This is a genomic window from Variovorax sp. J22G73 (genome assembly GCF_030317035.1).
Lineage (GTDB): Bacteria > Pseudomonadota > Gammaproteobacteria > Burkholderiales > Burkholderiaceae_C > Variovorax.
This window is the reverse complement of sequence record NZ_JASZYK010000002.1, coordinates 410,637-436,088: the sequence shown is the minus strand read 5'-3', so window position 1 is coordinate 436,088 and position 25,452 is coordinate 410,637. Positions and strand designations below refer to the sequence as shown.

The window sequence follows — 25,452 nt, the reverse complement described above, 5'->3', positions numbered from 1 at the left end:
CTCCCATGACCGAACAAGTGCAGGAACTGCCGGCCGTGACGTCCGTCGCGCCTAAGGAAAACACCAAGAGCACCGAGAGCACCGGCAACGCCTTCAGCAACTTCGCCGTCGGCGTGGCCCACCGGCTGGTGCCGTGGCTGGTGCCGGTCGGGCTCATCGTGTTCTGGCAGGTGGCGTCGTCGCTGGGCTGGCTCAGCACGCGCGTGCTGCCGGCACCCATCGACGTCATCAAGGCCGCGTGGACGCTCACGGCCTCCGGCGAGCTGTGGACGCACGTGAAGGTGAGCGCGGGCCGCGCGCTGGCGGGGCTGGCCATCGGCGGCGGCGCCGGGCTGGCGCTGGGCCTGCTCACGGGCTCGGTGAAGTTCGCCGAGACGCTGCTCGACTCCACCATCCAGATGGTGCGCAACATTCCGGCGCTGGCGCTCATTCCGCTGGTGATCCTGTGGTTCGGCATCGACGAGTCGGCCAAGCTGTTCCTCATCTCGGTGTCGGTGTTCTTCCCGATCTACCTGAACACCTTCCACGGCATTCGCAACGTCGACCCGCAGCTCATCGAGATGGGCCGCACCTATGGCCTGACGCGCTGGCAGCTGTACCGCGAAGTGATCCTGCCGGGGGCGCTGTCGTCCATCCTGGTGGGGCTGCGCTTCTCACTCGGGCTGATGTGGGTGATCCTGATCGTGGCGGAAACCATCTCGGCGCAGGCCGGCATCGGCTACCTCACGATGAACGCCCGCGAGTTCCTGCAGACCGACATCGTGCTGGTGGGCATCCTGCTGTACGCGCTGCTCGGCAAGCTGGCCGACCTGTTCGCGCGCGGCCTGGAGCAATGGTGGCTGCGCTGGCACCCCGGTTACCAGAAGAAGGCGAAGTGAGGGCACGGGCATGACGAACTTCGACTTCAAGCTGTCCCGCCGCGCCGCCATCGCCACGCTGGGCGCGCTCGGCGCCACCGCAGCCGGCACGGCCACTTCGGCCTTTGCGCAGGGCACCCCGGCGCGCACTTCGACCGTGCGCATCGGCTACCAGAAATCTTCCACGCTGATCGCCGTGCTGAAGGTGCAGGGCGCGCTCGAAAAGCAGCTCGCGCCGCTCAACGTGAACGTGAGCTGGCACGAGTTCACCAGCGGCCTGCCGCTGCTGGAGGCGCTGAACCTGGACAACCTCGACATCAGCGCCGACGTGGCCGACACCGTGCCCGTGTTCGCGCAGGCCGCCGGCGCCGACCTGACCTTCATCGCGCAGGAGGCGCCGTCGCCCGCCGCGCAGGCGATCGTGGTGCGCGAAGACTCGCCGCTGAAGACCGTGGCCGACCTGAAGGGCAAGAAGGTCGGCTTCGCCAAGGCGGCCGGTGCGCACTACCTGCTGATTGCCGCGCTGGAAAAGGCCGGCCTGTCGTTCAAGGACATCACGCCCGCGTACCTCACGCCCGCCGACGGCCGCGCGGCCTTCGAGAAGGGCGCCATCGATGCGTGGGTGGTGTGGGACCCGTTCCTGGCCGCCGCGCAGCGCCAGTCGAACGTGCGCGTGCTGGCCGACGGCGCGGGCATCGCGTCTTACCAGCGCTACTACCTGGCGAGCACCAAGTTCGCGAAGGCGCGGCCCGATGTGCTGCGCGTGGTCTACGCCGAGCTCGAGAAGACCGGCAAGTGGGTCAAGCAAAGCCCGAAGGACGCCGCCGCGCTGCTCGCGCCCGTGTGGGGGCTGGACGCCGCCACCATCGAGCAGGCCAACGCCCGCCGCAGCTACGCGGTGCGCCCGGTAGTGCCCGAAGGCCTGGGCGAACAGCAGCGCATTGCCGATGCCTTCTTCGCCGAGAAGCTGCTGCCGAAAAAAATCGATGCGCTGAACGTGGCGCTGTTCAAGCCGGGAGCCTGAAACCATGAGTGCCGCACTGAAAGACATCCAACCCCAGGCCCAGGCCCAAGGTCACCCGCAAGCCATTGCCGGCGGCGTCCGCCTGGAGGCCCGCGGCCTGCACAAACGCTACGGCGCGCGCGAGGTGCTGCGCAACACGCGCCTGACCATCGAGCCGGGCCAGTTCATCGCCATCGTCGGGCGCAGCGGCTGCGGCAAGAGCACGCTGCTGCGGCTCATCGCGGGGCTCGAGGAGCCGAGCGACGGCGGCCTCTACACCGACGGGCGCGCCGTGCACGGCCTGCACGACGACACCCGCATCATGTTCCAGGAGGCGCGCCTGCTGCCCTGGCGCCGGGTGCTCGACAACGTGACGCTGGGCCTGCCCGCCGACGCCAAGGCGCGCGGCAAGGAAGTGCTGGCGCACGTGGGCCTGGCCGACCGCGAGAACGAATGGCCGGCGCGCCTGTCGGGCGGCCAGCGCCAGCGCGTGGCCCTGGCGCGCGCGCTGGTGCACCACCCGCGGCTGCTGCTGCTGGACGAGCCGCTGGGCGCGCTCGACGCGCTCACCCGCATCGAGATGCACCGCCTCATCGAGAACCTGTGGCAGCGCCACCGCTTCACCGCGCTGCTGGTGACGCACGACGTGCAGGAGGCCGTGGCGCTGGCCGACCGCGTGATCCTGATCGAAGACGGGCGCATCGCGCTCGACGAGAACATCGCGCTGGCCCGCCCTCGCTCGCAGGGCGACCCGGCCTTCGCGGCCATTGAAAAACGAATCCTCGACAGGGTGCTGCAGAAGCCGGAAGACACCGCGCCAGAGAGCACCGACGCAAGCTGGCTCAACACCCCCGCGCACGCGCTGCGCTGGGCGATCTGAGCGTCTTCATCCCTTTGCCAAGTTTGGCCATTTGAAAGGCAGTCGCATGTCGCAGAACTGGAAATTCGAAACCCTCTCGGTGCACGCCGGCTATTCGCCCGAGCCCACCACGCGCGCGGTGGCGCCCCCCATCTACCAGACGGTGGCCTACGCGTTCGACAGCGCGCAGCACGGCGCGGACCTGTTCGACCTGAAGGTGCCGGGCAACATCTACACCCGCATCAACAACCCGACGCAGGACGTGCTCGAGCAGCGCGTGGCCGCGCTCGAAGGCGGCATTGCCGCGCTGGCGCTTGCCTCGGGCCAGGCGGCGGTGACCTACGCGATCCAGACCATCGCCGAGGCCGGCGACAACATCATCAGCAGCACCGCGCTCTACGGCGGCACCTACAACCTGTTCGCGCACACGCTGCCGCAGTTCGGCATCACCACGCGCTTTGCCGACCACCGCGACCCGAACAGCTTTGAGAAGCTGTTCGACGACAAGACGAAGGCGGTGTTCGTGGAGTCGCTGGGCAATCCCGCGGGCAACGTGACCGACATTGCGGCCATCGCCGAGATCGCGCACCGCCACGGCGTGCCGCTCATCGTCGACAACACCGTGCCCTCGCCGTACCTGAGCCGGCCCATCGAGCACGGCGCCGACATCGTGGTGCACTCGCTCACCAAGTACCTGGGCGGCCACGGCACCAGCATCGGCGGGGCCATCGTCGATTCGGGCAAGTTCCCGTGGGCCGAGCACAAGCAGCGCTTCAAGCGACTGAACGAGCCCGACCCGAGCTACCACGGCGTGGTCTACACCGAGGCGCTGGGCCCGGCGGCCTACATCGGCCGTGCGCGCGTGGTGCCGCTGCGCAACACGGGCGCGGCCATCTCGCCCTTCAACGCGTTCCTGATCCTGCAGGGCATCGAGACGCTCGCGCTGCGCATGGACCGCATCAGCAGCAACGCGCTGGCGGTGGCGCAGCACCTGAAGCGCAACAAGTCGGTGAACTGGGTCAACTACGCCGCGCTCGAAGACCACGCCGACCACGCGCTGGCGAAGAAATATTTCGGCGGGCGATCCAGCGGCGTGCTCACTTTCGGCATTGGTGCCGGCCGCGAGGGCGGGGCGAAGTTTCTCGATGCGCTGAAGCTCTTCACGCGCCTGGTGAACATCGGCGACGTGCGCTCGCTGGCCACGCACCCCGCATCGACCACGCACCGCCAGCTGTCGCCCGAAGAACTGGCCAAGGCCGGCGTGACCGAAGACACGGTGCGCCTGTCGGTGGGCATCGAGCACATCGACGACCTCATTGCCGACCTCGACCAGGCGCTGGCCGCGGCATCGAACTGAAAACCGCCTTCCTGAAACCATGACCACACTGCAAGCCATTCCCGACGCCGCGCTGGACCAGCTGTTCCGCAAGGCACGCACCGTGCACGCCTTCAAGCCCGTGCCCGTGAGCGACGAACTCATCCGCCAGCTGTACGACCTGCTCAAGTGGGGCCCGACCGCGTTCAACGCGCAGCCGGCACGCTACGTGTTCGTGCGCAGCGAAGAAGCCAAGGCCCGGCTGAAGCCGGCCGTCTCGGGCGGCAACGCCGCGCAGACGCTGGCCGCCGGCGTGACGGTGATCGTGGCGCACGACACCCGCTTCTACGAGCACCTGCCCGCGCAGTTCCCGGCCTACGACGCCAAGCCCATCTTCGAGAACAGCGCCGAGGCGGCGCAGGCCACGGCATTCCGCAACAGCAGCCTGCAGGGCGCCTACCTGATCCTGGCGGCGCGCTCGCTGGGGCTGGACGCGGGCCCGCAGTCGGGCTTCAACGCCGAGCTGGTCGACAAGACCTTCTTCCCGGACGGCCGCTACAAGGCGAACTTCCTGGTCAACCTGGGTGTGGCCGACCACGCCGGCACCTTCGAGCGCGGCCCCCGGCTGGCGTTCGACGAAGTGGCCGAGATCGTCTGACGGCGGCGCCCTTCATTTCATTGCCTCGTGCTTTTCCTCAACGAATTTCCTCAACCTGAAAGAGAACCCATCATGTCCATCCAAGCCATCAACGTACGCAACCAGTTCAAGGGCAAGGTCCGCGAAATCATCCGCGGCGACGTCGTCTCCGAAGTCGATGTCGAGACCGCCTGGGGCATCGTCACCTCGGTGATCACCACGCGCTCGGTCGACGAGCTGCAACTGAAGGTGGGCTCCGACGTGGTCGCGCTGGTGAAGTCGACCGAAGTGTCGATCGCCAAGCTCTGAGCGTCCCGCGGGGCCCTCGGCAACCCGGCGCCTCGCGGCGGCCGGGTTTTTTTGTGTCTGGTGCGGGAAAAGCAGCGAAGGGCACAAAGAAGGGCGCGATATACGGATTGGTTCTAAAGAATCGCCTTTTCAGTCGTTTGATCTTCACGCCTGTACTCCTACAGTGGTGGCGATCGCCATCAATCAAGATGGCATGCACCCACGCACAACAGGAGCCAAAGCCCATGTCAGTGGAAGTTGAAGACGTCGTCTCCCTGCCGCCCGCCCTCGAAGAGGCCCGCCGCCACGCCAGCGAAGCAGGGTGGCCCTACGCCGGCGGCGTGACGCCCCCGGTCGCCTGGGAGCTCGTGAAGAGCGGGGCGGCCGTGCTGGTCGACGTGCGCTCGGGCGAAGAGCGCAAGTTTGTCGGCCATGTGCCAGAGGGCGTGCACGTGGCCTGGGCCACGGGCACCGCGCTCACCCGCAACCCGCGCTTCGTGCGCGAGCTGGAAGCCAGGCTGGCGAAAGACGGCGGCAAGGAGGCCGTGGCGCTGCTGCTGTGCCGCAGCGGCAAGCGCTCGGCGCTGGCGGCCGAGGCTGCTGCCAAGGCCGGCTTCACGCAGGTGTTCAACGTGCTCGAAGGCTTCGAAGGCGAGATCGACGAGCGCCAGCACCGCGGCGGCTCCGACGGCTGGCGCTTCCACGGCCTGCCGTGGGTGCAAGACTGATCCGCTAAACCACCGACCCTCCACGGAAAGCACCTACATGGCCCATTTCGAAGTGAGCGACATCGTTCGTGCGCTGCACGGCGTGCGAGACGAATGGCGCGATTCGCAGCGCCGTTCGCGCGAACCCGGCGCGCGCGAGTTTCCGTCGCGCGAGGCGCTCTCGCAGACCGTGGAGTCGCTGAAAGGCGCGCTCTTTCCCATGCGGCTTGGCCCGCCGGACCTGCGCCACGAGAGCGAAGACTTCTACGTCGGCCACACGCTCGACTCGGCCCTGCAGGCGCTGCTGGTGCAGGCCCGGCTGGAGCTGAACTTCAACGCGCGCCACGAGCCGCGACCGGCCCACGAAATAGACGACATCGCCACCGACGCCATTCGCAAGTTCGCGAATGCGCTGCCCGGCCTTCGCCGCCTGCTCGACAGCGACGTGCTCGCCGCCTACCAGGGCGACCCCGCCGCGCGCAGCGTGGACGAGGTGCTGTTGTGCTACCCGGGCGTGCTCGCGATGATCCACCACCGCCTGGCGCACGAGCTCTACAAGCTCGGCCTGCCGCTGTTGGCGCGCATCGTGGCCGAGCTGGCGCACGGGCAGACGGGCATCGACATCCACCCCGGCGCGAAGATCGACGCGGGCTTCTTCATCGACCACGGCACGGGCGTCGTCATCGGCGAAACGGCCGTCATCGGCAAGCGCGTACGGCTGTACCAGGCCGTCACGCTCGGCGCCAAGCGCTTTCCCACCGACACCGAAGGCAACCTGCAGAAGGGCTTGCCGCGGCACCCGGTGGTGGAGGACGACGTGGTCATCTACGCGGGCGCCACCATCCTCGGGCGCGTCACGCTGGGCAAGGGCGCGGTCATCGGCGGCAACGTGTGGATCACCGACGACGTGCCCCCGGGTGCCAGCGTCACGCAGGCCAGCCTGCAGAACGCACCGAAGGCGGGTGGCGGCGCATGAAGGCGTTCGTCGAAGACTTCGGTGTCACGGTGCGCCAGCTGCGCGAAGGCAAGGGCTGGTCGCAGGAAGAGCTGGCGGAGCGCTCCGACCTGAACCGCTCCTACGTGGGCGAGATCGAGCGCGGGCGGGTCATTCCGTCGATCGTCACCGCGCAGAAGCTGGCCACGGCGCTGGGCATCAACATGGTGGGCCTGCTCATGCGCTGCGAGCAGCTGGAGCAATCGCGCCTTGCGCGGCGGATCAACTTGGCGGCTATAGCCTGTTGAGGGAAAACCCGTGGCCGCCGGACACTGGCGGCCACTTTCTTCCCAACAGGAGCCTTGATCCATGAGCGCAACAGTCGGTGGTACCACCGCCCTTGGCGACAACGCCGCACGCCAGCTAGCCAATGCCACCAAGACCGTTCCCCAGCTCGAGACGATCAGCCCGCGCTGGCTGACGCACCTGCTGCAGTGGGTGCCGGTGGAAGCGGGCATCTACCGCGTCAACAAGGTCAAGAACCCCGAGTCGATCAAGGTCACCTGCACCTCGCGCGAAGAAGAAAACCAGCTGCCGCGCACCTTCGTCGACTACGAAGAAAACCCGCGCGAGCACTTCCTGAACGCCGTGAGCACCGTGCTCGACGTGCACACCCGCATCTCCGACCTCTACAGCAGCCCGCACGACCAGATCAAGGAACAGCTGCGCCTGACGATCGAGACGATCAAGGAGAACCAGGAGAGCGAGCTCATCAACAACCCCGACTACGGCCTGCTGGCGCAGGTGACGGAAGAGCAGCGCATTTTCCCGCTCACCGGCGCCCCCACGCCCGACGACCTCGACGAGCTGCTGACCAAGGTGTGGAAGGAGCCCGCCTTCTTCCTGACCCATCCGCTGGCCATTGCCGCCTTCGGCCGCGAAGCCACGCGCCGCGGCACGCCGCCGCCCACCGTGAGCCTGTTCGGCTCGCAGTTCATCACCTGGCGCGGCATTCCGCTGATTCCGTCGAACAAGGTGCCGGTGGCCGACGGCAAGAGCAAGATCCTGCTGCTGCGCGTGGGCGACAAGCGCCAGGGCGTGGTGGGGCTCTTCCAGCCCGGCCTGTCGGGCGAGCAGGGCCCGGGGTTGTCGGTGCGCTTCATGGGCATCAACAACCATGCGATCGCGTCGTACCTGATCTCGCTGTACTGCTCGCTGGCGGTGCTGACCACCGACGCGCTGGCCGTGCTCGACGACGTCGAGATCGGCAAGTACCACGACTACGCCGACACCTACAAGTAAGCCGCGGTGAGCAGCACACCATCGATTCCAGGCGAGGCGCCGTTCGATCCGGCCACGCTCGCGCGCATGGCGAATGCCATGTTCGCCGCACTGCCGGGTACGGCACCTGGCGCGTTGACGGGTACCCCGCCGACCTCGCTTCCCGGCGTCGCCAGCGGGCTGGTGCCGGGCGCGCAGTTCCCCGCCAACGTGGCCCCGCCGGGCTCGCCGCTCGTGAGCCCCGCCGGCTTCGGGCCGAGCGTGCCGGGCACGCCGATTCCGCAGGGGCAGATTCCGGGCGCCAACGTGCTGCCCGCGTCGCCCACGCAACTGCCTTCGCTCGCCAACCGCGCGCCGGCCTTGCTGCCGCACGCGGTGGCGGGCAACGGCGTGCCGGACACGGTGCTGTCGGTGGCGCCGGCCTTCGAGCCGCGCCTGGGCAGTTCGGTGCTGGGCGTGCCGCAGCAGGGGAATGCACCTGTCGCGCATTCAACATCGCAAGCGGGCGCTTCGCCGTTCTACTTCCTGAACAACAGCTACGGGCATCCCTCGGCGGGCGCGACCGACGCAGTGACGATTCACGATCCGTTCGCGGGTCTTGAATTGCCCCCGGCCCGGCCGGCATCGCCCGTGGCGCCACAGTCTCGGCCTTCGCAGCCCTCTGCCCGCGCCGGCCGCGACGCGCAGTTCTACTTCGTCGATGCGGTGCGCCTGCCCAACGGCTTCGTCACCCCGGCCAAGGCAGACCCGCGCGGCCCCGACGCCGTGCCGCAGGCCGGCGGCGGCCAGCACCCGCCGTTCGACGTCAACGCCGTGCGGCGCGACTTCCCGATCCTGCAGGAGCGGGTGAACGGCAAGCAGCTCGTGTGGTTCGACAACGCTGCCACCACGCACAAGCCGCAATCGGTCATCGACCGCATCGCGTACTTCTACGCGCACGAGAACTCGAACATCCACCGCGCAGCGCACGAACTGGCCGCGCGCGCCACCGACGCCTACGAGGGCGCGCGAGAGCGGGTGCGCAAGTTCATCAACGCGCCCGAGGTCGAAGAGGTGATCTTCGTGCGCGGCACCACCGAGGCCATCAACCTCGTGGCCAAGAGCTGGGGCGGCCAGCACGTGGGCGAGGGCGACGAGATCATCGTGTCCAACCTGGAGCACCACGCCAACATCGTGCCGTGGCAGCAGCTGGCTGCCGCCAAGGGCGCGAAGCTGCGCGTGATTCCGGTGGACGACTCGGGCCAGGTGCTGCTCGACGAGTACCGCAAGCTGCTGAACGACCGCACGAAGATCGTCGCCGTCACGCAAGTGTCGAACGCGCTGGGCACCGTGGTGCCGGTGAAGGAAATCGTCGCGCTGGCGCACCGCGCGGGCGCCAAGGCGCTGGTCGACGGGGCGCAGTCGGTCTCGCACATGCGGGTGGACGTGCAGGACATCGGCGCCGATTTCTTCGTGTTCTCCGGCCACAAGGTGTTCGGCCCGACCGGCATCGGCGTGGTCTGGGGCAAGCGCGAGGTGCTCGAAGACATGCCCCCGTGGCAGGGCGGCGGCAACATGATTGCCGACGTGACCTTCGAGAAGACCGTGTTCCAGCCCATTCCGAACAAGTTCGAGGCGGGCACCGGCAACATCGCCGACGCGGTGGGGCTGGGCGCCGCCATCGACTACGTGAACAAGGTCGGCATCGAGAACATCGCGCGCTACGAGCACGACCTGCTGGTGTACGGCATGCGGCAGCTCGGCGCCATTCCCGGCGTGCGGCTGATCGGCACTGCGGCCGACAAGGCCAGCGTGATGTCCTTCGTGCTCGACGGCTACACCACCGAAGAGGTGGGCCATGCGCTGAACGACGAAGGCATCGCGGTGCGCACGGGACACCACTGCGCGCAACCCATCCTGCGGCGCTTCGGCGTGGAGACGACCGTGCGGCCGTCGCTGGCGTTCTACAACACCTTCGACGAGATCGACCGGCTGGTGACGGTGGTGCGTCGGCTGGCGGGCCAGCGGCGCGCGGGCTGAAGCCTGATCAGAGGCTAATCAAAGGCCGATCAAAGGCCAAGTCAGGGCCTGCCGGACTGCCCGAGGTGCCGCCTGAAGAAGGCGGCCACCTCGGCATTCAGCGTGTCGTGGAAGGCCACGCGGTCGAAGCCCGGTGCGTCGTTGCAGATCTCGGGCAGGTCCTTCGCCATCGCCGCTGAGCAGGGCGCGAGAAAGGCGGAGTGCGCGGAGCCGGGCTGCACCCGGAAGTCGGTCGCCGGCGAAAGGCCGCGCCGCACCGCCTCCACATCGGCAGGCCGCACGCCGTCGCCGCCTTGCTGCGAAGCCCAGAGCAGGATCGGGATCTTCACGTTCTTCAAACCCTCGGCGTTGAAAAAGCTCAGCGGGTCGGCGATGACCGCCGCCTTGATGCGCGCGTCGTGCACGGGTGGCTGCGGCGGCAGTTCGTTGCGGCGCACCTGCGCGCACATGCGGATGTCGGGCTGTGCCTCGCACCATGGCATGCGGATGCGGAAACGAGGGATGGCGCCCGCCAGCGCCAGGCCCGTGTAGCCACCGCGCGAAAAGCCGAAGAAGCCGATGCGGTCGGCGTCGATGCGCTCGGGCCAGCGCTTGAGCACGAAGTCGATGAGCCGCTTCATGTCCATCGGCCGCGAGACGAAGACCGAAAGGTCTTCATGCGCGGACAGGTCCTGGAAGTTGTCGCCCGCATGGCTGATGGCTGCGACCACGAAGCCCGCGTCGGCCAGCGCGGCGGCCGTGTCGCGGTGACCGATGAAGGCGCCGCCCGCACCGTGCGAGATCACGACCAGGGGCCGCGGCCCGCCGCTCATGGGGCAATCCTTGGCGACCTGCAGCGTGATGGCCGGACCCAGCGCGACGGGGGTGGCGGGCGCATCGCACGGGTACCACACAGCGCCACGCAACGCGGGGCCCGCCGCGTCGGCCGGCATTTCGATGAAGCTGAAGCCTGCGCCTTGCACCGGCGCAGTGGAGAGGAACAAGGCCGCGCAGACCGTTGCGCAGAAGGCGATGAAGCGAAGAGGCATGGGAGTGCGTGCCATGGGTGTGCAAGTCGATGAGGTCGGTTGATCAATGCGCCGCGCGGATCGGAATCAGCAGGTCGGTCCGCAGTTCGGCCCGCGAAACCTGGCGCGGCGAATTCAGGTTGTGCGCCAGCGTGGGCCGGTGGTCGGGCATGGCGCCGAGTTTGCCTCCGGCCGGCCTGCGCGGCTTAGCCGCGATTGCGGTTTTGCCTTGCCCGCCCCAGGCGAGCTATGCTTCGCGGCTGTTCACCAACGCTGACGCTTGCCACCGCATGTCCCTGCCTCAAGCTTCTTCTTCCGCCTCCCCGCCGACCACCGAATCCTGCGACGTGATGGTCGTGGGCGGCGGCCCCGCCGGCTCCACCATTGCCGCGTTGCTGGCCGAGCAGGGCCGCAAGGTGGTGCTGCTCGAAAAGGCGCACCACCCGCGGTTTCACATCGGCGAATCGCTGCTGCCGGGCAATGTCGAGCTGTTCGAGAAACTCGGCGTGCGCGACCAGGTCGAGAAGATCGGCATGCCCAAGTTCGGCATCGAGTTCGTCTCGCCCGAGCACGAGCACCGCAGCTATGTGGAATTTGCCGAGGGCCTGGACAAGACGCTCGACTCCGCCTGGCAGGTGCGCCGCTCCGACCTCGACGAGATCCTGTTCCGCAACGCGGCCACCCGTGGCGCGCAGGCCATCGAGGGCTGCAAGGTGCGCGACGTGGCCTTCGACGCCGACGGCGCCACGGTGCAGGCCGAGATGGACGACGGCGCCAAACGCAGCTGGCGCGCCCGCTTCGTGGTCGATGCCACCGGCCGCGACACCTTGCTGGCCAACAAATTCCGCTGCAAGCAGAAAAACGCCGACCACAACAGCACCGCGCTCTTCGGTCACTTCACGAACGCCGAGCGGCTCGAGGGCAAGAAGGAAGGCAACATCAGCATCTGCTGGTTTCCGCACGGCTGGTTCTGGTTCATTCCGCTGGCCGATGGCACCACCAGCATCGGCGCGGTCTGCTGGCCGTACTACCTGAAGACGCGCGACAAGCCGCTGAAGGAGTTCTTCTACGACACCATCGCGCTGTGCCCGGTGCTGGTGGAGCGCCTGAAGAACGCCACGCTGGTCGACGACGCGGTGCACGCCACGGGCAACTTCTCGTACTCCAGCACGCACGCCACGGGTGATCGCTACCTGATGCTGGGCGACGCCTTCACCTTCATCGACCCGATGTTTTCCTCGGGCGTGTACCTGGCCATGACCAGCGCCTTCGACGGCGCCAAGCTGGTGGCCACCGCGCTCGACCAGCCGGCCGAGCTGGCGCTGGCGCGCAAGGGCTTCGAGGCCATGACGCGCAAGGGCCCGCGCGAGTACTCGTGGTTCATCTACCGCGCGACCAACCCGACCATCCGCGACATGTTCATGTACCCGGGCAACCCGTTCCGCGTGAAGGAAGGCCTGATGTCGCTGCTGGCCGGCGACATCTACAGCGGCAAGCCGATGTGGCGCGCGCTGGGGATGTTCAAGTTCTTGTACTACGTGATCTCGCTCACGCACGTGCGCCGCAGCTGGCGCGGCTGGAAGCGGCACCGGTTCAACGTGCGGGACATGGGCATGTTGAAGGGGGAGACGGTGCTGAAGTCGGAGTAGTGCTGCAGCGACGGTGCCGTCACCGGCTCAGCCGGCAGCGGTTTCGTCGGTGAACTGCGCGTTCGTCCGCGCAATGGCACGAAAGGGCGCCGTGACGCGGGTGTCCGCCGCCACGGCTTGCCAGAACACGTGGGCCAGCCGGCGCGCGTGGGGCCATTCCCCCAGTGTGTCGACGGTGGCCGCCGCGGCGCTGGTTGCCAGTTCACGCGCGGGCAATTCGCCGTTGACGGGCGCATACAGCGTCGGCAGCACGTCGTAGGCGGGAGACAGCCGCCAGTTGCCGTCGTCGATCAGCAGCGAAATGTTTCCGTAGTGCCGGTCGGTGTTGCCGATGAGCCGGCCGAAGGCCTCCAAAAAGCGCAGGCGCTGTGCGTCGTCCGCGCGCATCAGTCCGCGCGAAGCCATGCGGTTGGCGGTGGCGGCCCAGTTGTCGATCTTGCCGATGTGCTGCGCGTCGTACGCCATCAACGAAACCATGCCGATGCGGCCCCTGGCGGTGCGGTCGAAGCGCTCGACCTCCAGGAACACGCGGCCCGCTTCGATGAAGACGCGCGTGGTGGCCGCGGCCACGCCGGCCTCCTGCAGCGTGCGCAGGGCCAGGTGTTCGCACACGAGCAGGTCGCGCGAGCGCTTGTCCGCTGGTGAGTTGCCCGCCGGCGAGAACTTGACGATCACTTGCCGCCCGTCGCGCACGGTGCAGAACTTGGGCTGTTCGCCGCCGGCCGACGAGCCCGGCAAGGTGCCCTGCATGGCGCTGTCCGCCATGGCGGGGTAGTCGGCAGTGGTCGCCTGCGGCAAGGGCTTGGAGGCGATGGACTGGAAGCGGCGAAACGACTCGGCCCCGACCACCAGGTTGCCCGGCAGGTCTTCCCCGCAAAGGACCAGCGCCTGCAGCACGTCGTCGTCGGTCCAGTGCTCGGGGTTGGCGGGCAGGCCGAGTTCGGGGTGGCCGTGTGCGAAGGCGCGGCCGATGAAGCCCTGGGGACGCATGTCGGACAGGAACCAGGGCAGCCCGTCGTGCAGTGCGCTCGGGCCTTCCTGCTCGTCCATCCAGCAACGGCCGCCCTGCAGCGGCACGATGCGGCCGAAGGGCCCGGCAATGCCGCTCTGGTCGATCTTGATGACGCTGACTTCGATGCCGACCCGCTCGACGTGCCGGGGGGCGACGTACATCTGCGAGCGCGCGGCGCCCACCTTCAGGATGCCGGCGCTGCGCAGCAGCGGTGCCAGCGCGCGCGACACCGTCGGCTGGCTGACGCCCAGCCGCGCCTGGATGTCAGAGCTGCTGGCGGCGCCCTGCGATTCGATGAAGGCCAGCGCGGCTTGCGCCAGCACGGCGGAGGAGGTCGCCATTGAATACCAAAGTGAATAGATAAATAATTCTATTCTTCATTGGAGAATTCACGAAATTGAATGGATTTGTGAATAGATACTCGGCGTGACTCTGGCGGCCTGCGGGCGTCGCTCCGGGCCCCTGGCTCAACCCGCGGTGCGAGCCCGCTGCGCCTCGTAGGCCTTCAAATGCACATACGCCGTGCGCAGCACCGAAGGCGCCGCACCCTGCGCCGCGCCCGCGCGCCCGAGCAGGTCGCCCACGATGTGGTCGGCTTCCACCGCCGCGCCGCGCACGATGTCCTTGTACATCGAGGCCGTCATCGGCGAGCCCGCCGTCGTCATGATGGCGCGGCCGCGCTGCACGGCCGGCGCACGCGGCGCAAAGCCGTTGTGCGTGGCGATGGCGCAGCACTCGTCGAAGATCGACAGCGCCACGTCCTGCCCGCCGGCGGCCACGATGTCGCCGATGGTCGCGCGCATCAGGCTCGTGAGGCCCGCCGCCGAGGCGATGAAGACCCACTTCTCCCACATGTCCTGCATGATGTTGTCGCTGGCCGTGGCGTCGAACTTCGCGCCCGCGAACTGGGCCGCGATGGCCTCCACGCGGGGCGAGCGGCCACCGGCGCGTTCGCCGTAGCTCAGGCCGTGCATGTCGTTGAGGTGCAGCACGCGGCCTTCGTCGTCGAGCGTGGCCGAAATCATGCACAGGCCGCCCAGCACACGCTCCGCGCCGAAGCGCTCGGCCAGGCGGTCGATGTGCTTCATGCCGTTGAGCAGCGGGAGGATCACGGTGTTCGGCCCGACGGCGGGCGCGAACGAGTCCATGGTCGAGTCGAGGTCGTAGGCCTTGCTGCCGACCACGACCACGTCGTACGGGCCGTCGATGCCGTCGGCCAGCACGTGCTTCGGCGCGGGGAGTTCGAGGTCGCCGAAGGGGCTGCGCACCACCAGGCCGGTCTTCGCGAGTTGCGCCGCGCGGCGCGGCCGCAGCAGGAAGGTGACGTCGCGCCCCGCCTCCAGCAGACGGCCACCAAAATAACCACCGAGTGCGCCGGCACCCACCACCAGGAATTTCATCGCGCTTGCCTCATGCATCAGGAAAAAAGACGGAGCGCGATGATGCCCCTGTTCGCCCGGCGGCGCTTCAGGCGGGCGATTTCTCCAGCAGCCGGCCGCGGGCAAAGGGCGACAGGTCGAGCGTGCCCTGCCGGCCCAGCACATGGTCGGCAATGGCGTCGCCCAGTCCGGCCGAGTGCTTGAAGCCGTGGCCCGAGCAGGCCGAGGCGACGAGCACGTTGGGCAGGCCGTCGAGCGCGTCGATGACGAAGCGGCGGTCGGGCGTCACGGTGTACATGCAGGCGCGTGCCTTCAGTGCCCGCCCGCCGATCTGCGGAAAGCGCCCGGCCACGCGGTCGCGGTACATGGCGGCGCTTTCCTCGGGGCTGACGGTGCGGTCGATGGTGTCGGGCGTGGTCGTGGCCACGTACTGCTCGGTGGCGACCTTGAGCGCGGGCTGCGCCGGGTCGGACGACGGAAAGCCGTACATGTAGTCTTCCTGCCCGTCGCCGAACATCCAGATGAAGATGGGAAAGCGCCCGGGCGAGAAGTCGGCGGCGGCGCTGCCGGTGTCGAACCAGTGCATCACCTGGCGGTGCACCGAGAAGTCGGCCTGCCAGTCCGCGCGCGCCTGCTGGCCGAGGAACCCGGGCAGCCACGCGCCGGCCGCGACCACCACGCGGTCGGCGGTGAAGCTGGCGGTGTCGGTGCGCACGCGCACGGTGTCGTCACTTCCTGTAGCTTCCACCGCCCGCACCCTTTCGCCGGTGCGCGTCTGCGCGCCCGACGCGCGGGCCACGGCCAGCTGCGCGCCGATGGCGTCCTCGGGCCGCACGAAGCCGGCCTCGTGCTCGAAGTAGCCGATCTCGTCGCCCTGCAGGTGGAACTGCGGAAACCGCTGGCGAATGGCGGCCGCGTCGAGCACCTCGTGCGCAATGCCGAAGCGCTGCGCGCAGGCGATGGTGCGGCGCACGAAGTCGGGCTTGCCGTGGTGCTCGGCCACCCGGCCTTCGGGCGCGAGGATGAGCCCGCCGGTGGTGGTCATCAGCGGCTTGCCGGTGCGCGCCTCCAGCTCGCGCCAGATGGCGTGCGAGCGCTGCACGAAGGGCACGTACTCGTCGCCTTCGCCCACGGCCAGGCGCGTGATGCGCGAGTCGCCGTGCGAGGAACCCTGGTCGTGCGGCGGCGCGAACTGGTCGATGCCCAGCACGCGCGCGCCGCGTCGCGAAAGCTGGTAGAGCGTGGCGGCGCCGAGGGCGCCGAGGCCGATGACGATGACGTCGTAGTGAGTGGACAGGGTCACGTGAAAGCGGGCGTCAGACGAGGTTCAGGTCGAGAAAGGCGTCCTTCACCTCGATGGGTTTGGGAATGAGCTTGAGTTGCGCGAACACGTCGGCCAGGCCTTGCTGTTCCTGTGCGATGGCGGGCGTGAGCGCGACCACGCCATATTGCCGCCGTTCGGTGGCCAGCGCCAGCACCTTGGGCTCGACCTTGAGCTGCGGCGCCAGCGTGGCGACCACTTCGGCGGGGTTGGCCTGGGCCCATTCGTTGGCCTTGCGCAGCTCGGCGAACACGGTGCGCAGCACGTCCTGGTTGGCGCGCGCGAAGCCCGGCTGCGCGAAGTGGTAGGTGCGGTTGCCGCTCAGGCCGGTGCCGTCGAACAGCACGCGCGAGTCGGTGGCCAGTTGCGCGGCCGCCAGGAACGGATCCCACAGGCCGATGGCCGCGACGCTGCCCGACTGGTAGGCCGCGATGGTGTCGGAGGCCGTGAGGATGTACACCGGCTCGATGTCTTCGTAGCGCAGCCCCGCCGCCTCGAGCGCGCGGATGAGCACGTACTGCGTGTTGTAGCCGCGCCCGGTGACCACCTTCTTGCCCTTCAGGTCGCGCACGCTGCGAATCGACGAGTCGCGCGGCACCAGGAAGCCGACGCCGCCGGGGTAGGGGCTCTCGGCGGCCAGGTACGCCAGGCCCTTGCCGCTGGCCTGCTGGAACACGCCGATGCCGTCCGAGGCATGGCCGAAGTCGATGGCGCCGGCCGCGAGCGCCTCCGACAGCTGGCTGCCACCGAGAAACTCGGCCCACTCGACCTTCACGCCCGCGGGCGCCAGCGCCTTCTCGAGCTGGCCCGTGCCCTTGAGGATGTTGAGCGTGTTGAACTTCTGGTAGCCGATGCGAAGCGTCTTGGTGCGCGCCTGGGCGAAGAGCGGGGTCACTGCCGCGGTGATGGCGGCGGCGGTGCCGGCCTGGACGAGCGTGCGGCGGGACAGGGAGGCGGGCGCGGAGGGCGACGAGTCAGAGGAGCGAGAGGAGCGAGAGAAGCGAGAGGTGCGCGAAAAGGTGTGCATGGCGAAGGCAAAAGTCCGCGACTCTAGGGGCCGCTGCCGTTCCGCGCCACGAAGCTTTCGTCATTTGCTCATGCCCAACTCGGCCGTGCATATGCAAGCCGAATTTGCTTCGTTGGCGCGTGCGGGCGCGTTGCCTAGAGTCGCGGCTTTCCATCTTTTCAAGAGCAGGCATGACCCGCAGCACATTCATCCTCACGAGCCTGGCGCTGGCCATCGGCTCGCTCACCCTGGGCCCCGCCGCGTGGGCCGACCGGCTCGACGACGTCAAGAAGGCCGGCGTGCTGCGCGTGGCCGCGTTCGACGGCAACCCGCCCTTCGGCTTCATCGACCCGGCCAGCAAGAAGCAGGTGGGCCACGACATCGACCTGGCGACCGAGTTCGCGAAGAGCCTGGGCGTGAAGATCGAACTGGTGCCGACCAACCCCGCCAACCGCGTGCCGCTGCTGACATCGGGCAAGGTCGACGTGGTGTTCGCCAGCTTCACCATCACCGACGAGCGCGCCAAGGCGGTCGACTTCACCACGCCGTACTTCCTGGTGGGCCAGCAGTTCCTGGCGAAGAAGGGCGTGCTGAAGGACGCCGCGCAGATCAAGGACATTCGCATCGGCACCGAGAAGGGCACGACGATGGAGTCGAACCTGCGCAAGAACTACCCCGACGCCAAGGTGGTGCTGTACGACGATTCGCCCTTTGCGCTGGCCGCGCTGCGCAACGGCAATGTGCAGGCGATTACCAACGACGGCGTGAAGCTCACGGCGCAATGGAATGCGATTCCCGACAAGGAGAAGTACGAGATTCCGGCGATCACCGTGTCCAAGGAATACCTGGGCGCCGCGGTGCCCAAGGGCGAGACGCGGCTGCTCGAGGCGCTGAACACCTGGCTGGTGGACAGCGAGAAGAACGGCCGCGCGCTGGCCATCTACAACACCTGGTTCGGCCCCGCCAGCCAGGCGCCGCTGCCGCGCCTGCTGAAGATCGGCGACCAGCGCGTGGCGGCGAACTGAGGCTGCCGGGTTCGGCCTTCCTTGCCTTGCTGGCCTCGTCGATTTTCCTGGGCTACCCGTCTTGATCGATCTGTTGCGCGAGCAGCTGCTCGCGCCTCGCTACATCGGCTGGCTGTTCGACGGCTGGCTCACCACGCTGTGGGTGTCGCTGCTGGTGTCGGCGAGCGCCACGGCGCTGGGCGTGGTCGTTGCGGCGGCCCGCTCGTCGAGCCACGCGGCGTGGCTGCGTGCGAGCGGTGCTTACGTCTCGCTGTTTCGCAACACGCCGCTGCTGGTGCAGCTTTTCTTCTGGTACTTCGGCGCGCCCGCCGTGCTGCCCGAGGCCGCGCGCGAGTGGCTGTATGCGGGGCACGTGCTGTCGTTCGAACTGCTGTCGGCGCTGGTCGGGCTCACGCTGTATGCGGCGGCCTATGTGGGCGAGGACATTCGCTCGGGCATTCGCGGCGTGCCGAGCGGCCAGTCCCTGGCCGCGTCGGCGCTGGGCTTCACGCAGGCCCAGGTGCTCGCGCAGGTGGTGCTGCCGCAGGCCCTGCGCATCGCCTTGCCGCCGCTGCTGGGGCAGTACATGAACATCGTGAAGAACACCTCGCTCGCGATGGCGGTGGGGCTGGTGGAGCTGTCGTATGCGTCGCGGCAGGTGGAGGCCGAGACCTTCAAGACCTTCCAGGCCTTCGGCTTCGCGACGCTGCTGTACATCGTGACCATCGGCGCCATCGAGTTGCTGGCCGCATGGGCGGCGCGGCGGCAGGCGAAAGGCCACAGGCCCGTTTCCGGAAAGGCCGCATGGCGGTGATCCACACGCTCTGGGAGAGCCTGCCGTACCTGCTGTGGGGCGCATTCCCGCAGGGGCCGCTGGGCGGCGCCGCGCTCACGGTGCTGCTGAGCGCTGGCTCGGCCGTGGCCTCGGCGGTGCTGGGGCTGGCCGCCGGCATCGGGCTGGCAACGGCGCGCGGCGGGCTCAAGGTGGCGCTCACGCTGGTGCTGGGTTTCTTCCGGGCGATTCCGGTGCTGATGCTCATCTTCTGGACCTACTTTCTGCTGCCCTTCGCGCTCGGCATCAGCGTGCCGGGCGTGCTGTCGGTGATGTGCGCGCTGTCGCTGGTGGGCGGCGCCTACCTGGCGCATGCGGTGCATGCGGGCATCCGCGGCGTGGGGGAAGGGCAGTGGGCCGCGGGGCTGTCGCTGGGTTTCACGCGCTGGGGCACGCTGCGCTTCCTGGTGCTGCCGCAGGCGCTGCGCATGATGCTCCCGTCGTTCGTCAACCAATGGGTCACGCTGGTGAAGGACAGCTCGCTGGCCTACATCGTGGGGGTAGGGGAGCTGTCGTTCGTGGCCTCGCAGGTGAACGCGCGCACCATGGTCTACCCGGCGGAGATCTTCATGCTGGTGGGCGCCCTTTACTGGCTGCTGTGCACCGGGCTCGACCGGCTGGCGAACGCGTGGCTGCATCGCATGCGGCCAGGTACAAAAATGCGCAAAAACCTTGCAGGAAAAGGTCATGGGCGGTTCGCATAATCGCCGTGGTCGTGCAGACCCCGGCACGGCCTTTTCATCCAGGGTTTCACCCCGGACTTTTCCACTCAAGGAGCTTCACCCATGGCCCAGACCCGCATCGCCGTTCTCGTCGGCAGCCTGCGCAAGGATTCGTACAACCAGAAGCTGGCCCTCGCGCTGGCGCACCTCGCGCCCGAGGACTTCACTTTCGAGCACCTGCGCATCGACGACCTGCCGCTGTACAACCAGGACGAAGACGGCAACCAGGCGCCCGCGGTGAAGCGCCTGAAGACCGAGATCGCGGCGGCGCAAGGCCTGCTGTTCGTCACGCCCGAATACAACCGCTCGATTCCCGGCGTGCTGAAGAACGCCATCGACCACGCGTCGCGCCCCTACGGCCAGAGCGCCTGGGGCGGCAAGCCGGCCGGCGTGCTGGGCGTGTCGGTGGGGGCCATCGGCACCGCGCTGGCGCAGCAGCACCTGCGCAACATCCTGGCCTACCTCGACGTGCCGACCATGGGCGCGCCCGAAGTGTTCCTGCAGGCCAAGGACGACCTGTTCGACGACAAGGGGCACATCGGCAACGAAGGCTCGAAGAAGTTCCTGCAGGGCTGGATGGACAAGTACGTGGCCTGGGTCAAGACGCACTCGGCCTGAACACGAGTTCGGACGCGGGCACGGGCCTGCACGCGGTCAGGGCTTCGGCCTGACCTCGTCCGGGCCCGCGGCCGCCTTCTCGGCGTGGCCGCCGAACTCGTGGCGCATGGCGGACTGCATGCGGTCGGCAAAGCCGCCGTCGCCGCGCGAGCTGAAGCGCGCATACAGCGCGGCGCTGAGCACCGGCGCCGGCACGCCCTCGTCGACGGCGGCCTGCACCGTCCAGCGGCCTTCGCCGGAATCGGAAACGCGGCCCTCGAAGCCCGCCAACTCCGGATCGGCCGCGAGCGCCGCGGCGCTCAGGTCAAGCAGCCACGAGCTGATCACGCTGCCGCGCCGCCAGACCTCGGCGATCTCGGGCAGGTTCATGTCGTACTGGTAGAGCTCAGGGCGCCGCAGCGGCGTGGTCTCGGCGTCCACCACGCCGGCGGTTTTACCCACATTGGCGTTGCGCAGGATGTTGAAGCCCTCCGCGTAGGCGGCCATCACGCCGTACTCGATGCCGTTGTGGATCATCTTGACGAAGTGGCCCGCGCCGTGCGGGCCGCAATGCAGCCAGCCCTGGTCGGCGGTGCCGCTGCCGGGGCGGCGGCCCGGGGTCGGCGCGGCGGTGCCCGCGCCCGGCGCCAGCGCCGCGAACACGGGCGCGAGATGCTGCACCGCCGCCGTGGCGCCGCCGACCATGAGGCAGTAGCCGCGCTCCAGCCCCGCCACGCCGCCGCTGGTGCCCACGTCGACGTGGTGAATGCCCAGGGCGTCCAGCGCGGCGGCGCGCCGCAGGTCGTCCTGGTAGCTGGAGTTGCCGCCATCGACCACGATGTCGCCGGCCGAGAGCAGCGGCGTGAGCTGCGCCAGCACGCCGTCCACGGCGGCCGCGGGCACCATCAGCCAGATTGTTCGGGGCTGCGGCAAGGCCGCCGTCATTTGCGCCAGCGAGGCCGCGCCTTGCGCGCCGAGCGCCACGAGGCGGTCGACGCCTTGCGGGTCGTGGTCGTGGACGACGCATGCGTGCCCTGCGTTCATGAGCCGCCGCGCCATGCTGGCGCCCATGCGGCCCAGTCCGATCAATCCGATTTGCATCTGGAGCTCCGATCCTGTGTGGGAAAACGACGGCCCCGGAATCGGGGGCGCCTCAGGTCTGAGCGATGGCGCCGCCGCAAAGTTCGTATGTCACGGGTGAGCCGGCACGGTTCGCATCGACGAAAAAAAGCCGCCCCAGGGGGCGGCTCGTTTCGACGACAGTGCGCGCGGAGCGCAAAGCGCGCAAAGGACGCGAACGCGTCAGGCGGCTTGCGCGACGCTTTTCTGGTTCGCGGCTTCGGCCGTCGCCACCAGGATGTCGTTGCGCGCGGCGCTGAACGCGGCGGCCTTGGGCTCGTCGCCCATCGCCACGCCCTCGGCACGCACGATGCGCACGTCGGTGATGCCGAAGAAGCCGAACACGACCTTCAGGTAGCTTTCCTGGTGTTCAGCGCCCTGGCCCCAGTCGCTGGTGGAGTAGACGCCGCCGCGGCTCGAGGCCACGATCACGGTCTTGCCGCCGGCCAGGCCCACGGGGCCGGTCTCGGTGTACTTGAAGGTGCGGCCGACCTGGCCCAGGCGGTCGATCCAGGCCTTCAGCTGCGTCGGGATCGAGAAGTTGTACAGCGGCGCGCCGATGACGACGACGTCGGCGGCCAGGAACTGGCTCACCAGCTTTTCAGACAGCGCGTTCTCGCGTTGCTGGGCTTCGGTGGGCTCGGCCTGCGGGCCGGTCTTGATGGCCAGGGCGTCGGCGCTGAAATGCGCGGGCGCGTCGACGGCAAGGTCGAGGTACTCGACGGTGGTGTCGGGGTGCGCGGCCTTCCAGGCGGCCACGGTCTCGGCCGTGAGAACGCGGGAGGTCGAATAGGCACCGAGGATGCTGGAGTCGATGTGGAGCAGCTTCATGATCAATCACTTTCTGTATTGGCTGTCGGCGCTCAATTGGCCGGCGGATGTGAGAATTCTATTTTTGGATCGAGTGGTCGATAAGTAGCCAAAAATCGCACTCATCGTTCTGTTTGCGGGACAATCAGCGCATGCAAGACCTCAACGACATGGTTTTCTTTGCCGAAGTGGCCGAGCGCGGCGGCTTCGCGGCGGCCAGCCGGGCGCTGGGCATTCCCAAGTCGCGCCTGTCGCGCCGCGTGGCCGACCTGGAAGAGCGCCTGGGCGTGCAGCTGATGCAGCGCAGCACGCGGCGCCTGTCGCTCACGCCGGCCGGCGAAATCTACCTGCGCCACGCCGCCGCCATGCGCGACGCGGCGCAGGCCGCCGCCGAGGCGGTGGCGCAGGTGCAGACCGAGCCCAGCGGGCTGGTGCGCCTGAGCGTGCCGGTGACCATGTCGCACAGCGGCCTGGCGCAGCTGATGCCGCAGTTCATGGCGCTGTACCCGGCGGTGCGCATCGACATGCGCGTCATCAACCGGCCGGTCGACCTGATCGAGGAGGGCATCGACATCGCGCTGCGGGTGCGCCCGGTCATCGAGGACAGCGCGTTGCTGGTGGCCCGCACCTTCGGCACCAGCCGCGGCGTGCTGGTGGCCACGCCCGACCTGCTGGCGCAGTACGGCCCCATCGAGTCGCCCGCCGACCTGGCCCGGCTGCCGACGGCGGCCATGTCGGCCAACGGCGAGGGGCGTACCGAATGGCGGCTCGAAGGGCCGAACGGCGAAATCCACGTGCACGCCCACAACCCGCGCTACGTGGCCGACGACCTGGTCACCCTGCAGTACGGCGCGCTGGGCGGCGTGGGCGCGACCATGCTGCCCGACTACATGTGCCGCGCCGAGGTGGAGTCGGGCCGGCTCACGCGGGTGCTGCCGGGCTGGGGGCCCTCGCCCGTGGTGGCGCACATGGTGTTTCCTGCCCGGCGCGCGCTGGTGCCGGCGGTGCGGCGGCTGATCGACTTCCTGGTGGAGCACCTGCAGAACGAAGAGCTGCGGATGTTCTGACCGCATTCAGCGGTCGGTGCCGACGTCAGCGTCGATGTCGGTGGCGAAGGTCACGGCCTTGTGGGCCTCCAGCACGGCGAGCCGCTCGCGCAGCGCGTTGCCGATCGACGCATAGGTGCTGCTGCCCATCGCCAGCCGACGCGGCGCGGGATGCTGCTCGACCGAATCGGCCATGGCCCGCGCCATCTTGGCCGCGTCGCCCGTCAATTCGAATTCGCCGCTGGCGAGCATGCGGCGGATGGCGCCGGCCGGCGTGTCTTCGTAGACCGCCATCGGGGCCGGGCTGACCAGGCCGCCGCCGAAGTTCGTGCGCGTGGGCCCGGGCTCGACCAGCGTGAAGGAGATGCCGAAGGGCGCCACCTCTTGCGCGACCGATTCCACGAAGCCTTCGATGCCCCATTTGCTCGCGTGGTACAGGCTGAAGTTCGGGTACGCCAGCTGGCCGCCTTCGGACGACACCTGGAGAATGCGCCCTCCGCCCTGGGCGCGCAGGTGCGGCAAGGCCGCGCGAATCAGCTGGATCGAGCCGACGAGGTTGGTGGCGATCTGCTGGTCGATCTGCGCGTCGCTCACTTCCTCGGCCGCGCCGAACAGGCCGTAGCCGGCGTTGCTGACGACCACGTCGATGCGGCCCATGGCGGCGAAGGCGGCATCGACCACGCGGCGCACGGCCGCGGTGTCGGTCACGTCGAGCACGGCCACGCGCAGGCGTTCGCCGTGTTGCGCCTGCAGGTCGGCCAGCGCGTCGGCCTTGCGCACGGTGGCGGTCACGCGGTCGCCGCGTGCGAGCAGGGCCTGGGTGAGTTCGCGGCCGATGCCGCTGGAGGTGCCGGTGATGAGCCAGTTTTTCGTCGTCATTCGAGGTCCTTCGAGGGTGTTGGGATGAAGAAAAACCCATCGTAGGACGCGGCATTGAAAACAAAAATGCCGTTGTGGTGCATCTGTCTTGCACCTGAAGTTGATAATCCGCCGCATGATCATCGACCCCCTCGACGGCGTCGCCGTCTTCCTGGCCGTGGCCGAGCACCGCAGCTTCACCGGCGCGGCGCTGGCGCTGGGCGTGACGCCCACAGCGGTCAGCAAGGCGATTCGCGCGCTGGAAGCGCGCCAGGGCGTGATGCTGTTCCAGCGCACCACCCGCCGCGTGGCGCTCACGGAGGCGGGGCAGGCCGTGTTCCTGCGCCTTCGGCCGGCCGTGAGCGAAATTTCGGACGCCTTCGCCGCGCTGGTCGGCTTTCGCGACCGGCCCATGGGCACCTTGCGGATCACGGCGCCGCACGGCGCGGTCGAGCCCATCCTCGGCGCACTGGTGCCGGCGTTTCGCCGGGCCTACCCCGAGGTGTCGCTGGAAATTTCGCTCGACGAGGCCATCGTCGACCTGGTCGGCGCGGGCTTCGACGCTGGCATCCGGCTGGGCGAGGCGGTCGAAAAGGACATGGTGGCGGTGCGCCTCACGCCCGAGATCGCGTGGTCGGTGGTGGGCGCGCCGCGCTATTTCGAGGGCAGGGAACGACCGAAAGTACCGGAAGACCTGGTGCGCCACGAGGCCTTGCACTACCGCTTCGCCGGCTCCGGCGCGCTGCACCGCTGGAGCTTTCGCCGCGGCAAGCGCGACTTCCTGGTCGAGACCAAGGGCGGGCTGGTGCTGAACGACCGGCAGATGCTGGTCGATTGCGCGGTCGAAGGGCTGGGCCTGGCCTTTGTCTCGACGCAGGAGTCGCGCCGGGCGGTGGCGCAAGGCTTGCTCGAAACCTTCCTCCAGCCGTACATTCCGGTCGATTCGGGGCTGTACCTGTACTTTCCGGAGCGTTCGCAGTCGCAACTGAAGCTGCGGGTGTTCATCGACATGGCCCGGCGGATGGCGGCGCTGCCGGGTTGATCGGCCGGCTGGCCAGCCAGGCGGGGCGCCTGCCGATCGGGCGCGTTGGCGGTTCCTTTATGCGAAAAACGTCATATCCAAACAAGCAGATATTCGTTTGGCATTGAAGCGATGGTTCGCACAATCCGAGGCTCCCATCCATCCAGGA

The 25,452-nt window shown here is 68.5% G+C and carries 26 protein-coding genes; 18 read left to right on the top strand and 8 right to left on the bottom strand.

Annotated elements, in window-relative coordinates:
- The first annotated feature begins 5 nt into the window (after window positions 1-5).
- The 11 genes from ssuC to QTI51_RS09950 all read left to right on the top strand — a co-directional run bounded on the left by ssuC (window position 6) and on the right by QTI51_RS09950 (window position 9,900).
- The gene (gene ssuC, locus QTI51_RS10000; RefSeq protein ID WP_116907510.1) at window positions 6-878 is read left to right on the top strand and encodes an aliphatic sulfonate ABC transporter permease SsuC; all 873 of its coding nucleotides are present in this window, start codon (window positions 6-8) and stop codon (window positions 876-878) included.
- A gap of 10 nt (window positions 879-888) precedes the next feature.
- Window positions 889-1,881 (top strand): aliphatic sulfonate ABC transporter substrate-binding protein, encoded by a 993-nt coding sequence (locus tag QTI51_RS09995; protein WP_116907511.1) that lies wholly within the window; start codon window positions 889-891, stop codon window positions 1,879-1,881.
- A 4-nt stretch (window positions 1,882-1,885) separates the two neighbouring features.
- A complete protein-coding gene (locus QTI51_RS09990; protein ID WP_116907512.1) occupies window positions 1,886-2,740 on the top strand; it encodes an ATP-binding cassette domain-containing protein in 855 nt (284 codons plus the stop codon).
- A gap of 46 nt (window positions 2,741-2,786) precedes the next feature.
- Entirely contained in the window at window positions 2,787-4,076 is a 1,290-nt protein-coding gene (locus QTI51_RS09985; protein WP_116907513.1) for an O-acetylhomoserine aminocarboxypropyltransferase/cysteine synthase family protein, read from the top strand.
- Between the two features lie 19 nt (window positions 4,077-4,095).
- Window positions 4,096-4,692 carry a malonic semialdehyde reductase gene (locus QTI51_RS09980; RefSeq protein ID WP_116907514.1) on the top strand — a complete coding sequence of 199 codons (597 nt, stop codon included), beginning with the start codon at window positions 4,096-4,098 and terminating at the stop codon, window positions 4,690-4,692.
- A 72-nt stretch (window positions 4,693-4,764) separates the two neighbouring features.
- Window positions 4,765-4,980: a TOBE domain-containing protein gene (locus QTI51_RS09975; protein WP_007829250.1), complete on the top strand. Its 216-nt coding sequence runs from the start codon at window positions 4,765-4,767 to the stop codon at window positions 4,978-4,980.
- Window positions 4,981-5,204: 224 nt separating this feature from the next.
- Window positions 5,205-5,687, top strand: coding sequence for a rhodanese-like domain-containing protein (locus QTI51_RS09970; protein WP_116907515.1), 483 nt, complete (start codon window positions 5,205-5,207; stop codon window positions 5,685-5,687).
- A gap of 37 nt (window positions 5,688-5,724) precedes the next feature.
- Entirely contained in the window at window positions 5,725-6,642 is a 918-nt protein-coding gene (gene epsC, locus QTI51_RS09965; protein WP_116907516.1) for a serine O-acetyltransferase EpsC, read from the top strand.
- Window positions 6,639-6,908 (top strand): helix-turn-helix domain-containing protein, encoded by a 270-nt coding sequence (locus QTI51_RS09960; protein WP_093240461.1) that lies wholly within the window; start codon window positions 6,639-6,641, stop codon window positions 6,906-6,908. Before epsC ends, QTI51_RS09960 begins: the two co-directional genes overlap by 4 nt.
- Before the next feature lie 61 nt (window positions 6,909-6,969).
- Window positions 6,970-7,902, top strand: coding sequence for a family 2A encapsulin nanocompartment shell protein (locus QTI51_RS09955; protein WP_116907517.1), 933 nt, complete (start codon window positions 6,970-6,972; stop codon window positions 7,900-7,902).
- 66 nt (window positions 7,903-7,968) lie between these two features.
- The gene (locus QTI51_RS09950) at window positions 7,969-9,900 is read left to right on the top strand and encodes a family 2A encapsulin nanocompartment cargo protein cysteine desulfurase (protein ID WP_503011498.1); all 1,932 of its coding nucleotides are present in this window, start codon (window positions 7,969-7,971) and stop codon (window positions 9,898-9,900) included.
- Window positions 9,901-9,941: 41 nt separating this feature from the next.
- On the opposite strand, the gene QTI51_RS09945 is transcribed toward QTI51_RS09950, so the two are convergent.
- Window positions 9,942-10,943, bottom strand: coding sequence for an alpha/beta hydrolase family protein (locus QTI51_RS09945; RefSeq protein ID WP_286547606.1), 1,002 nt, complete (start codon window positions 10,941-10,943; stop codon window positions 9,942-9,944).
- Between the two features lie 254 nt (window positions 10,944-11,197).
- Between QTI51_RS09945 and QTI51_RS09940 the strand changes: the two genes are divergently transcribed.
- A complete protein-coding gene (locus tag QTI51_RS09940) occupies window positions 11,198-12,556 on the top strand; it encodes an NAD(P)/FAD-dependent oxidoreductase (RefSeq protein WP_116907519.1) in 1,359 nt (452 codons plus the stop codon).
- A gap of 27 nt (window positions 12,557-12,583) precedes the next feature.
- Here the strand turns inward: QTI51_RS09940 and yjjJ are convergent, their stop codons facing one another.
- The 4 genes from yjjJ to QTI51_RS09920 form a co-directional block, all read right to left on the bottom strand.
- Window positions 12,584-13,909, bottom strand: a complete 1,326-nt coding sequence (gene yjjJ / locus QTI51_RS09935) for a type II toxin-antitoxin system HipA family toxin YjjJ (protein WP_116907520.1) — start codon at window positions 13,907-13,909, stop codon at window positions 12,584-12,586.
- A 126-nt stretch (window positions 13,910-14,035) separates the two neighbouring features.
- Entirely contained in the window at window positions 14,036-14,968 is a 933-nt protein-coding gene (gene panE / locus QTI51_RS09930) for a 2-dehydropantoate 2-reductase (RefSeq protein ID WP_116907521.1), read from the bottom strand.
- A 67-nt stretch (window positions 14,969-15,035) separates the two neighbouring features.
- Window positions 15,036-16,250 carry an N-methyl-L-tryptophan oxidase gene (solA, locus tag QTI51_RS09925; protein ID WP_207786612.1) on the bottom strand — a complete coding sequence of 405 codons (1,215 nt, stop codon included), beginning with the start codon at window positions 16,248-16,250 and terminating at the stop codon, window positions 15,036-15,038.
- Between the two features lie 13 nt (window positions 16,251-16,263).
- The gene (locus QTI51_RS09920) at window positions 16,264-17,163 is read right to left on the bottom strand and encodes an aliphatic sulfonate ABC transporter substrate-binding protein (RefSeq protein WP_286515875.1); all 900 of its coding nucleotides are present in this window, start codon (window positions 17,161-17,163) and stop codon (window positions 16,264-16,266) included.
- A 302-nt stretch (window positions 17,164-17,465) separates the two neighbouring features.
- Between QTI51_RS09920 and QTI51_RS09915 the strand changes: the two genes are divergently transcribed.
- The 4 genes from QTI51_RS09915 (at window position 17,466) to QTI51_RS09900 (ending at window position 20,450) form a co-directional block, all read left to right on the top strand.
- Entirely contained in the window at window positions 17,466-18,299 is an 834-nt protein-coding gene (locus tag QTI51_RS09915; protein WP_116907523.1) for an ABC transporter substrate-binding protein, read from the top strand.
- Between the two features lie 70 nt (window positions 18,300-18,369).
- Window positions 18,370-19,092 (top strand): amino acid ABC transporter permease, encoded by a 723-nt coding sequence (locus tag QTI51_RS09910; protein WP_116907857.1) that lies wholly within the window; start codon window positions 18,370-18,372, stop codon window positions 19,090-19,092.
- The gene (locus QTI51_RS09905; RefSeq protein WP_116907524.1) at window positions 19,083-19,814 is read left to right on the top strand and encodes an amino acid ABC transporter permease; all 732 of its coding nucleotides are present in this window, start codon (window positions 19,083-19,085) and stop codon (window positions 19,812-19,814) included. Before QTI51_RS09910 ends, QTI51_RS09905 begins: the two co-directional genes overlap by 10 nt.
- Window positions 19,815-19,895: 81 nt before the next feature.
- Window positions 19,896-20,450: an NADPH-dependent FMN reductase gene (locus QTI51_RS09900; protein WP_116907525.1), complete on the top strand. Its 555-nt coding sequence runs from the start codon at window positions 19,896-19,898 to the stop codon at window positions 20,448-20,450.
- A 36-nt stretch (window positions 20,451-20,486) separates the two neighbouring features.
- On the opposite strand, the gene gnd is transcribed toward QTI51_RS09900, so the two are convergent.
- The gene (gene gnd / locus QTI51_RS09895) at window positions 20,487-21,530 is read right to left on the bottom strand and encodes a phosphogluconate dehydrogenase (NAD(+)-dependent, decarboxylating) (protein ID WP_116907526.1); all 1,044 of its coding nucleotides are present in this window, start codon (window positions 21,528-21,530) and stop codon (window positions 20,487-20,489) included.
- 201 nt (window positions 21,531-21,731) lie between these two features.
- Window positions 21,732-22,379 (bottom strand): FMN-dependent NADH-azoreductase, encoded by a 648-nt coding sequence (locus QTI51_RS09890; RefSeq protein WP_116907527.1) that lies wholly within the window; start codon window positions 22,377-22,379, stop codon window positions 21,732-21,734.
- A gap of 131 nt (window positions 22,380-22,510) precedes the next feature.
- On the opposite strand from QTI51_RS09890, the gene QTI51_RS09885 reads away from it, so the two are divergent.
- Complete coding sequence (locus QTI51_RS09885; RefSeq protein WP_116907528.1) at window positions 22,511-23,425, top strand: LysR family transcriptional regulator; 915 nt, start codon at window positions 22,511-22,513, stop codon at window positions 23,423-23,425.
- Window positions 23,426-23,431: 6 nt separating this feature from the next.
- Here the strand turns inward: QTI51_RS09885 and QTI51_RS09880 are convergent, their stop codons facing one another.
- The gene (locus QTI51_RS09880; protein ID WP_286515876.1) at window positions 23,432-24,283 is read right to left on the bottom strand and encodes an SDR family oxidoreductase; all 852 of its coding nucleotides are present in this window, start codon (window positions 24,281-24,283) and stop codon (window positions 23,432-23,434) included.
- 115 nt (window positions 24,284-24,398) lie between these two features.
- Here QTI51_RS09880 and QTI51_RS09875 point away from each other — a divergent pair, with 115 nt between their 5' ends.
- A complete protein-coding gene (locus tag QTI51_RS09875) occupies window positions 24,399-25,304 on the top strand; it encodes a LysR family transcriptional regulator (protein WP_116907530.1) in 906 nt (301 codons plus the stop codon).
- Window positions 25,305-25,452: the final 148 nt, after the last annotated feature.

Bases quoted from the DNA above. Each gene is read 5' to 3' on its own strand.
- QTI51_RS09890 (WP_116907527.1), bottom strand. From the start codon at position 22,379: ATGAAGCTGCTCCACATCGACTCCAGCATCCTCGGTGCCTATTCGACC.
- QTI51_RS09905 (WP_116907524.1), top strand. From the start codon at position 19,083: ATGGCGGTGATCCACACGCTCTGGGAGAGCCTGCCGTACCTGCTGTGG.
- QTI51_RS09985 (WP_116907513.1), top strand. From the start codon at position 2,787: ATGTCGCAGAACTGGAAATTCGAAACCCTCTCGGTGCACGCCGGCTAT.
- QTI51_RS09875 (WP_116907530.1), top strand. From the start codon at position 24,399: ATGATCATCGACCCCCTCGACGGCGTCGCCGTCTTCCTGGCCGTGGCC.
- QTI51_RS09970 (WP_116907515.1), top strand. From the start codon at position 5,205: ATGTCAGTGGAAGTTGAAGACGTCGTCTCCCTGCCGCCCGCCCTCGAA.
- yjjJ (WP_116907520.1), bottom strand. From the start codon at position 13,909: ATGGCGACCTCCTCCGCCGTGCTGGCGCAAGCCGCGCTGGCCTTCATC.
- epsC (WP_116907516.1), top strand. From the start codon at position 5,725: ATGGCCCATTTCGAAGTGAGCGACATCGTTCGTGCGCTGCACGGCGTG.
- QTI51_RS09955 (WP_116907517.1), top strand. From the start codon at position 6,970: ATGAGCGCAACAGTCGGTGGTACCACCGCCCTTGGCGACAACGCCGCA.
- QTI51_RS09980 (WP_116907514.1), top strand. From the start codon at position 4,096: ATGACCACACTGCAAGCCATTCCCGACGCCGCGCTGGACCAGCTGTTC.
- QTI51_RS09975 (WP_007829250.1), top strand. From the start codon at position 4,765: ATGTCCATCCAAGCCATCAACGTACGCAACCAGTTCAAGGGCAAGGTC.
- QTI51_RS09900 (WP_116907525.1), top strand. From the start codon at position 19,896: ATGGCCCAGACCCGCATCGCCGTTCTCGTCGGCAGCCTGCGCAAGGAT.
- QTI51_RS09995 (WP_116907511.1), top strand. From the start codon at position 889: ATGACGAACTTCGACTTCAAGCTGTCCCGCCGCGCCGCCATCGCCACG.
- QTI51_RS09915 (WP_116907523.1), top strand. From the start codon at position 17,466: ATGACCCGCAGCACATTCATCCTCACGAGCCTGGCGCTGGCCATCGGC.
- panE (WP_116907521.1), bottom strand. From the start codon at position 14,968: ATGAAATTCCTGGTGGTGGGTGCCGGCGCACTCGGTGGTTATTTTGGT.
- QTI51_RS09950 (WP_503011498.1), top strand. From the start codon at position 7,969: ATGGCGAATGCCATGTTCGCCGCACTGCCGGGTACGGCACCTGGCGCG.
- QTI51_RS09880 (WP_286515876.1), bottom strand. From the start codon at position 24,283: ATGACGACGAAAAACTGGCTCATCACCGGCACCTCCAGCGGCATCGGC.
- QTI51_RS09990 (WP_116907512.1), top strand. From the start codon at position 1,886: ATGAGTGCCGCACTGAAAGACATCCAACCCCAGGCCCAGGCCCAAGGT.
- QTI51_RS09885 (WP_116907528.1), top strand. From the start codon at position 22,511: ATGCAAGACCTCAACGACATGGTTTTCTTTGCCGAAGTGGCCGAGCGC.
- gnd (WP_116907526.1), bottom strand. From the start codon at position 21,530: ATGCAAATCGGATTGATCGGACTGGGCCGCATGGGCGCCAGCATGGCG.
- QTI51_RS09940 (WP_116907519.1), top strand. From the start codon at position 11,198: ATGTCCCTGCCTCAAGCTTCTTCTTCCGCCTCCCCGCCGACCACCGAA.
- QTI51_RS09960 (WP_093240461.1), top strand. From the start codon at position 6,639: ATGAAGGCGTTCGTCGAAGACTTCGGTGTCACGGTGCGCCAGCTGCGC.
- QTI51_RS09945 (WP_286547606.1), bottom strand. From the start codon at position 10,943: ATGGCACGCACTCCCATGCCTCTTCGCTTCATCGCCTTCTGCGCAACG.
- ssuC (WP_116907510.1), top strand. From the start codon at position 6: ATGACCGAACAAGTGCAGGAACTGCCGGCCGTGACGTCCGTCGCGCCT.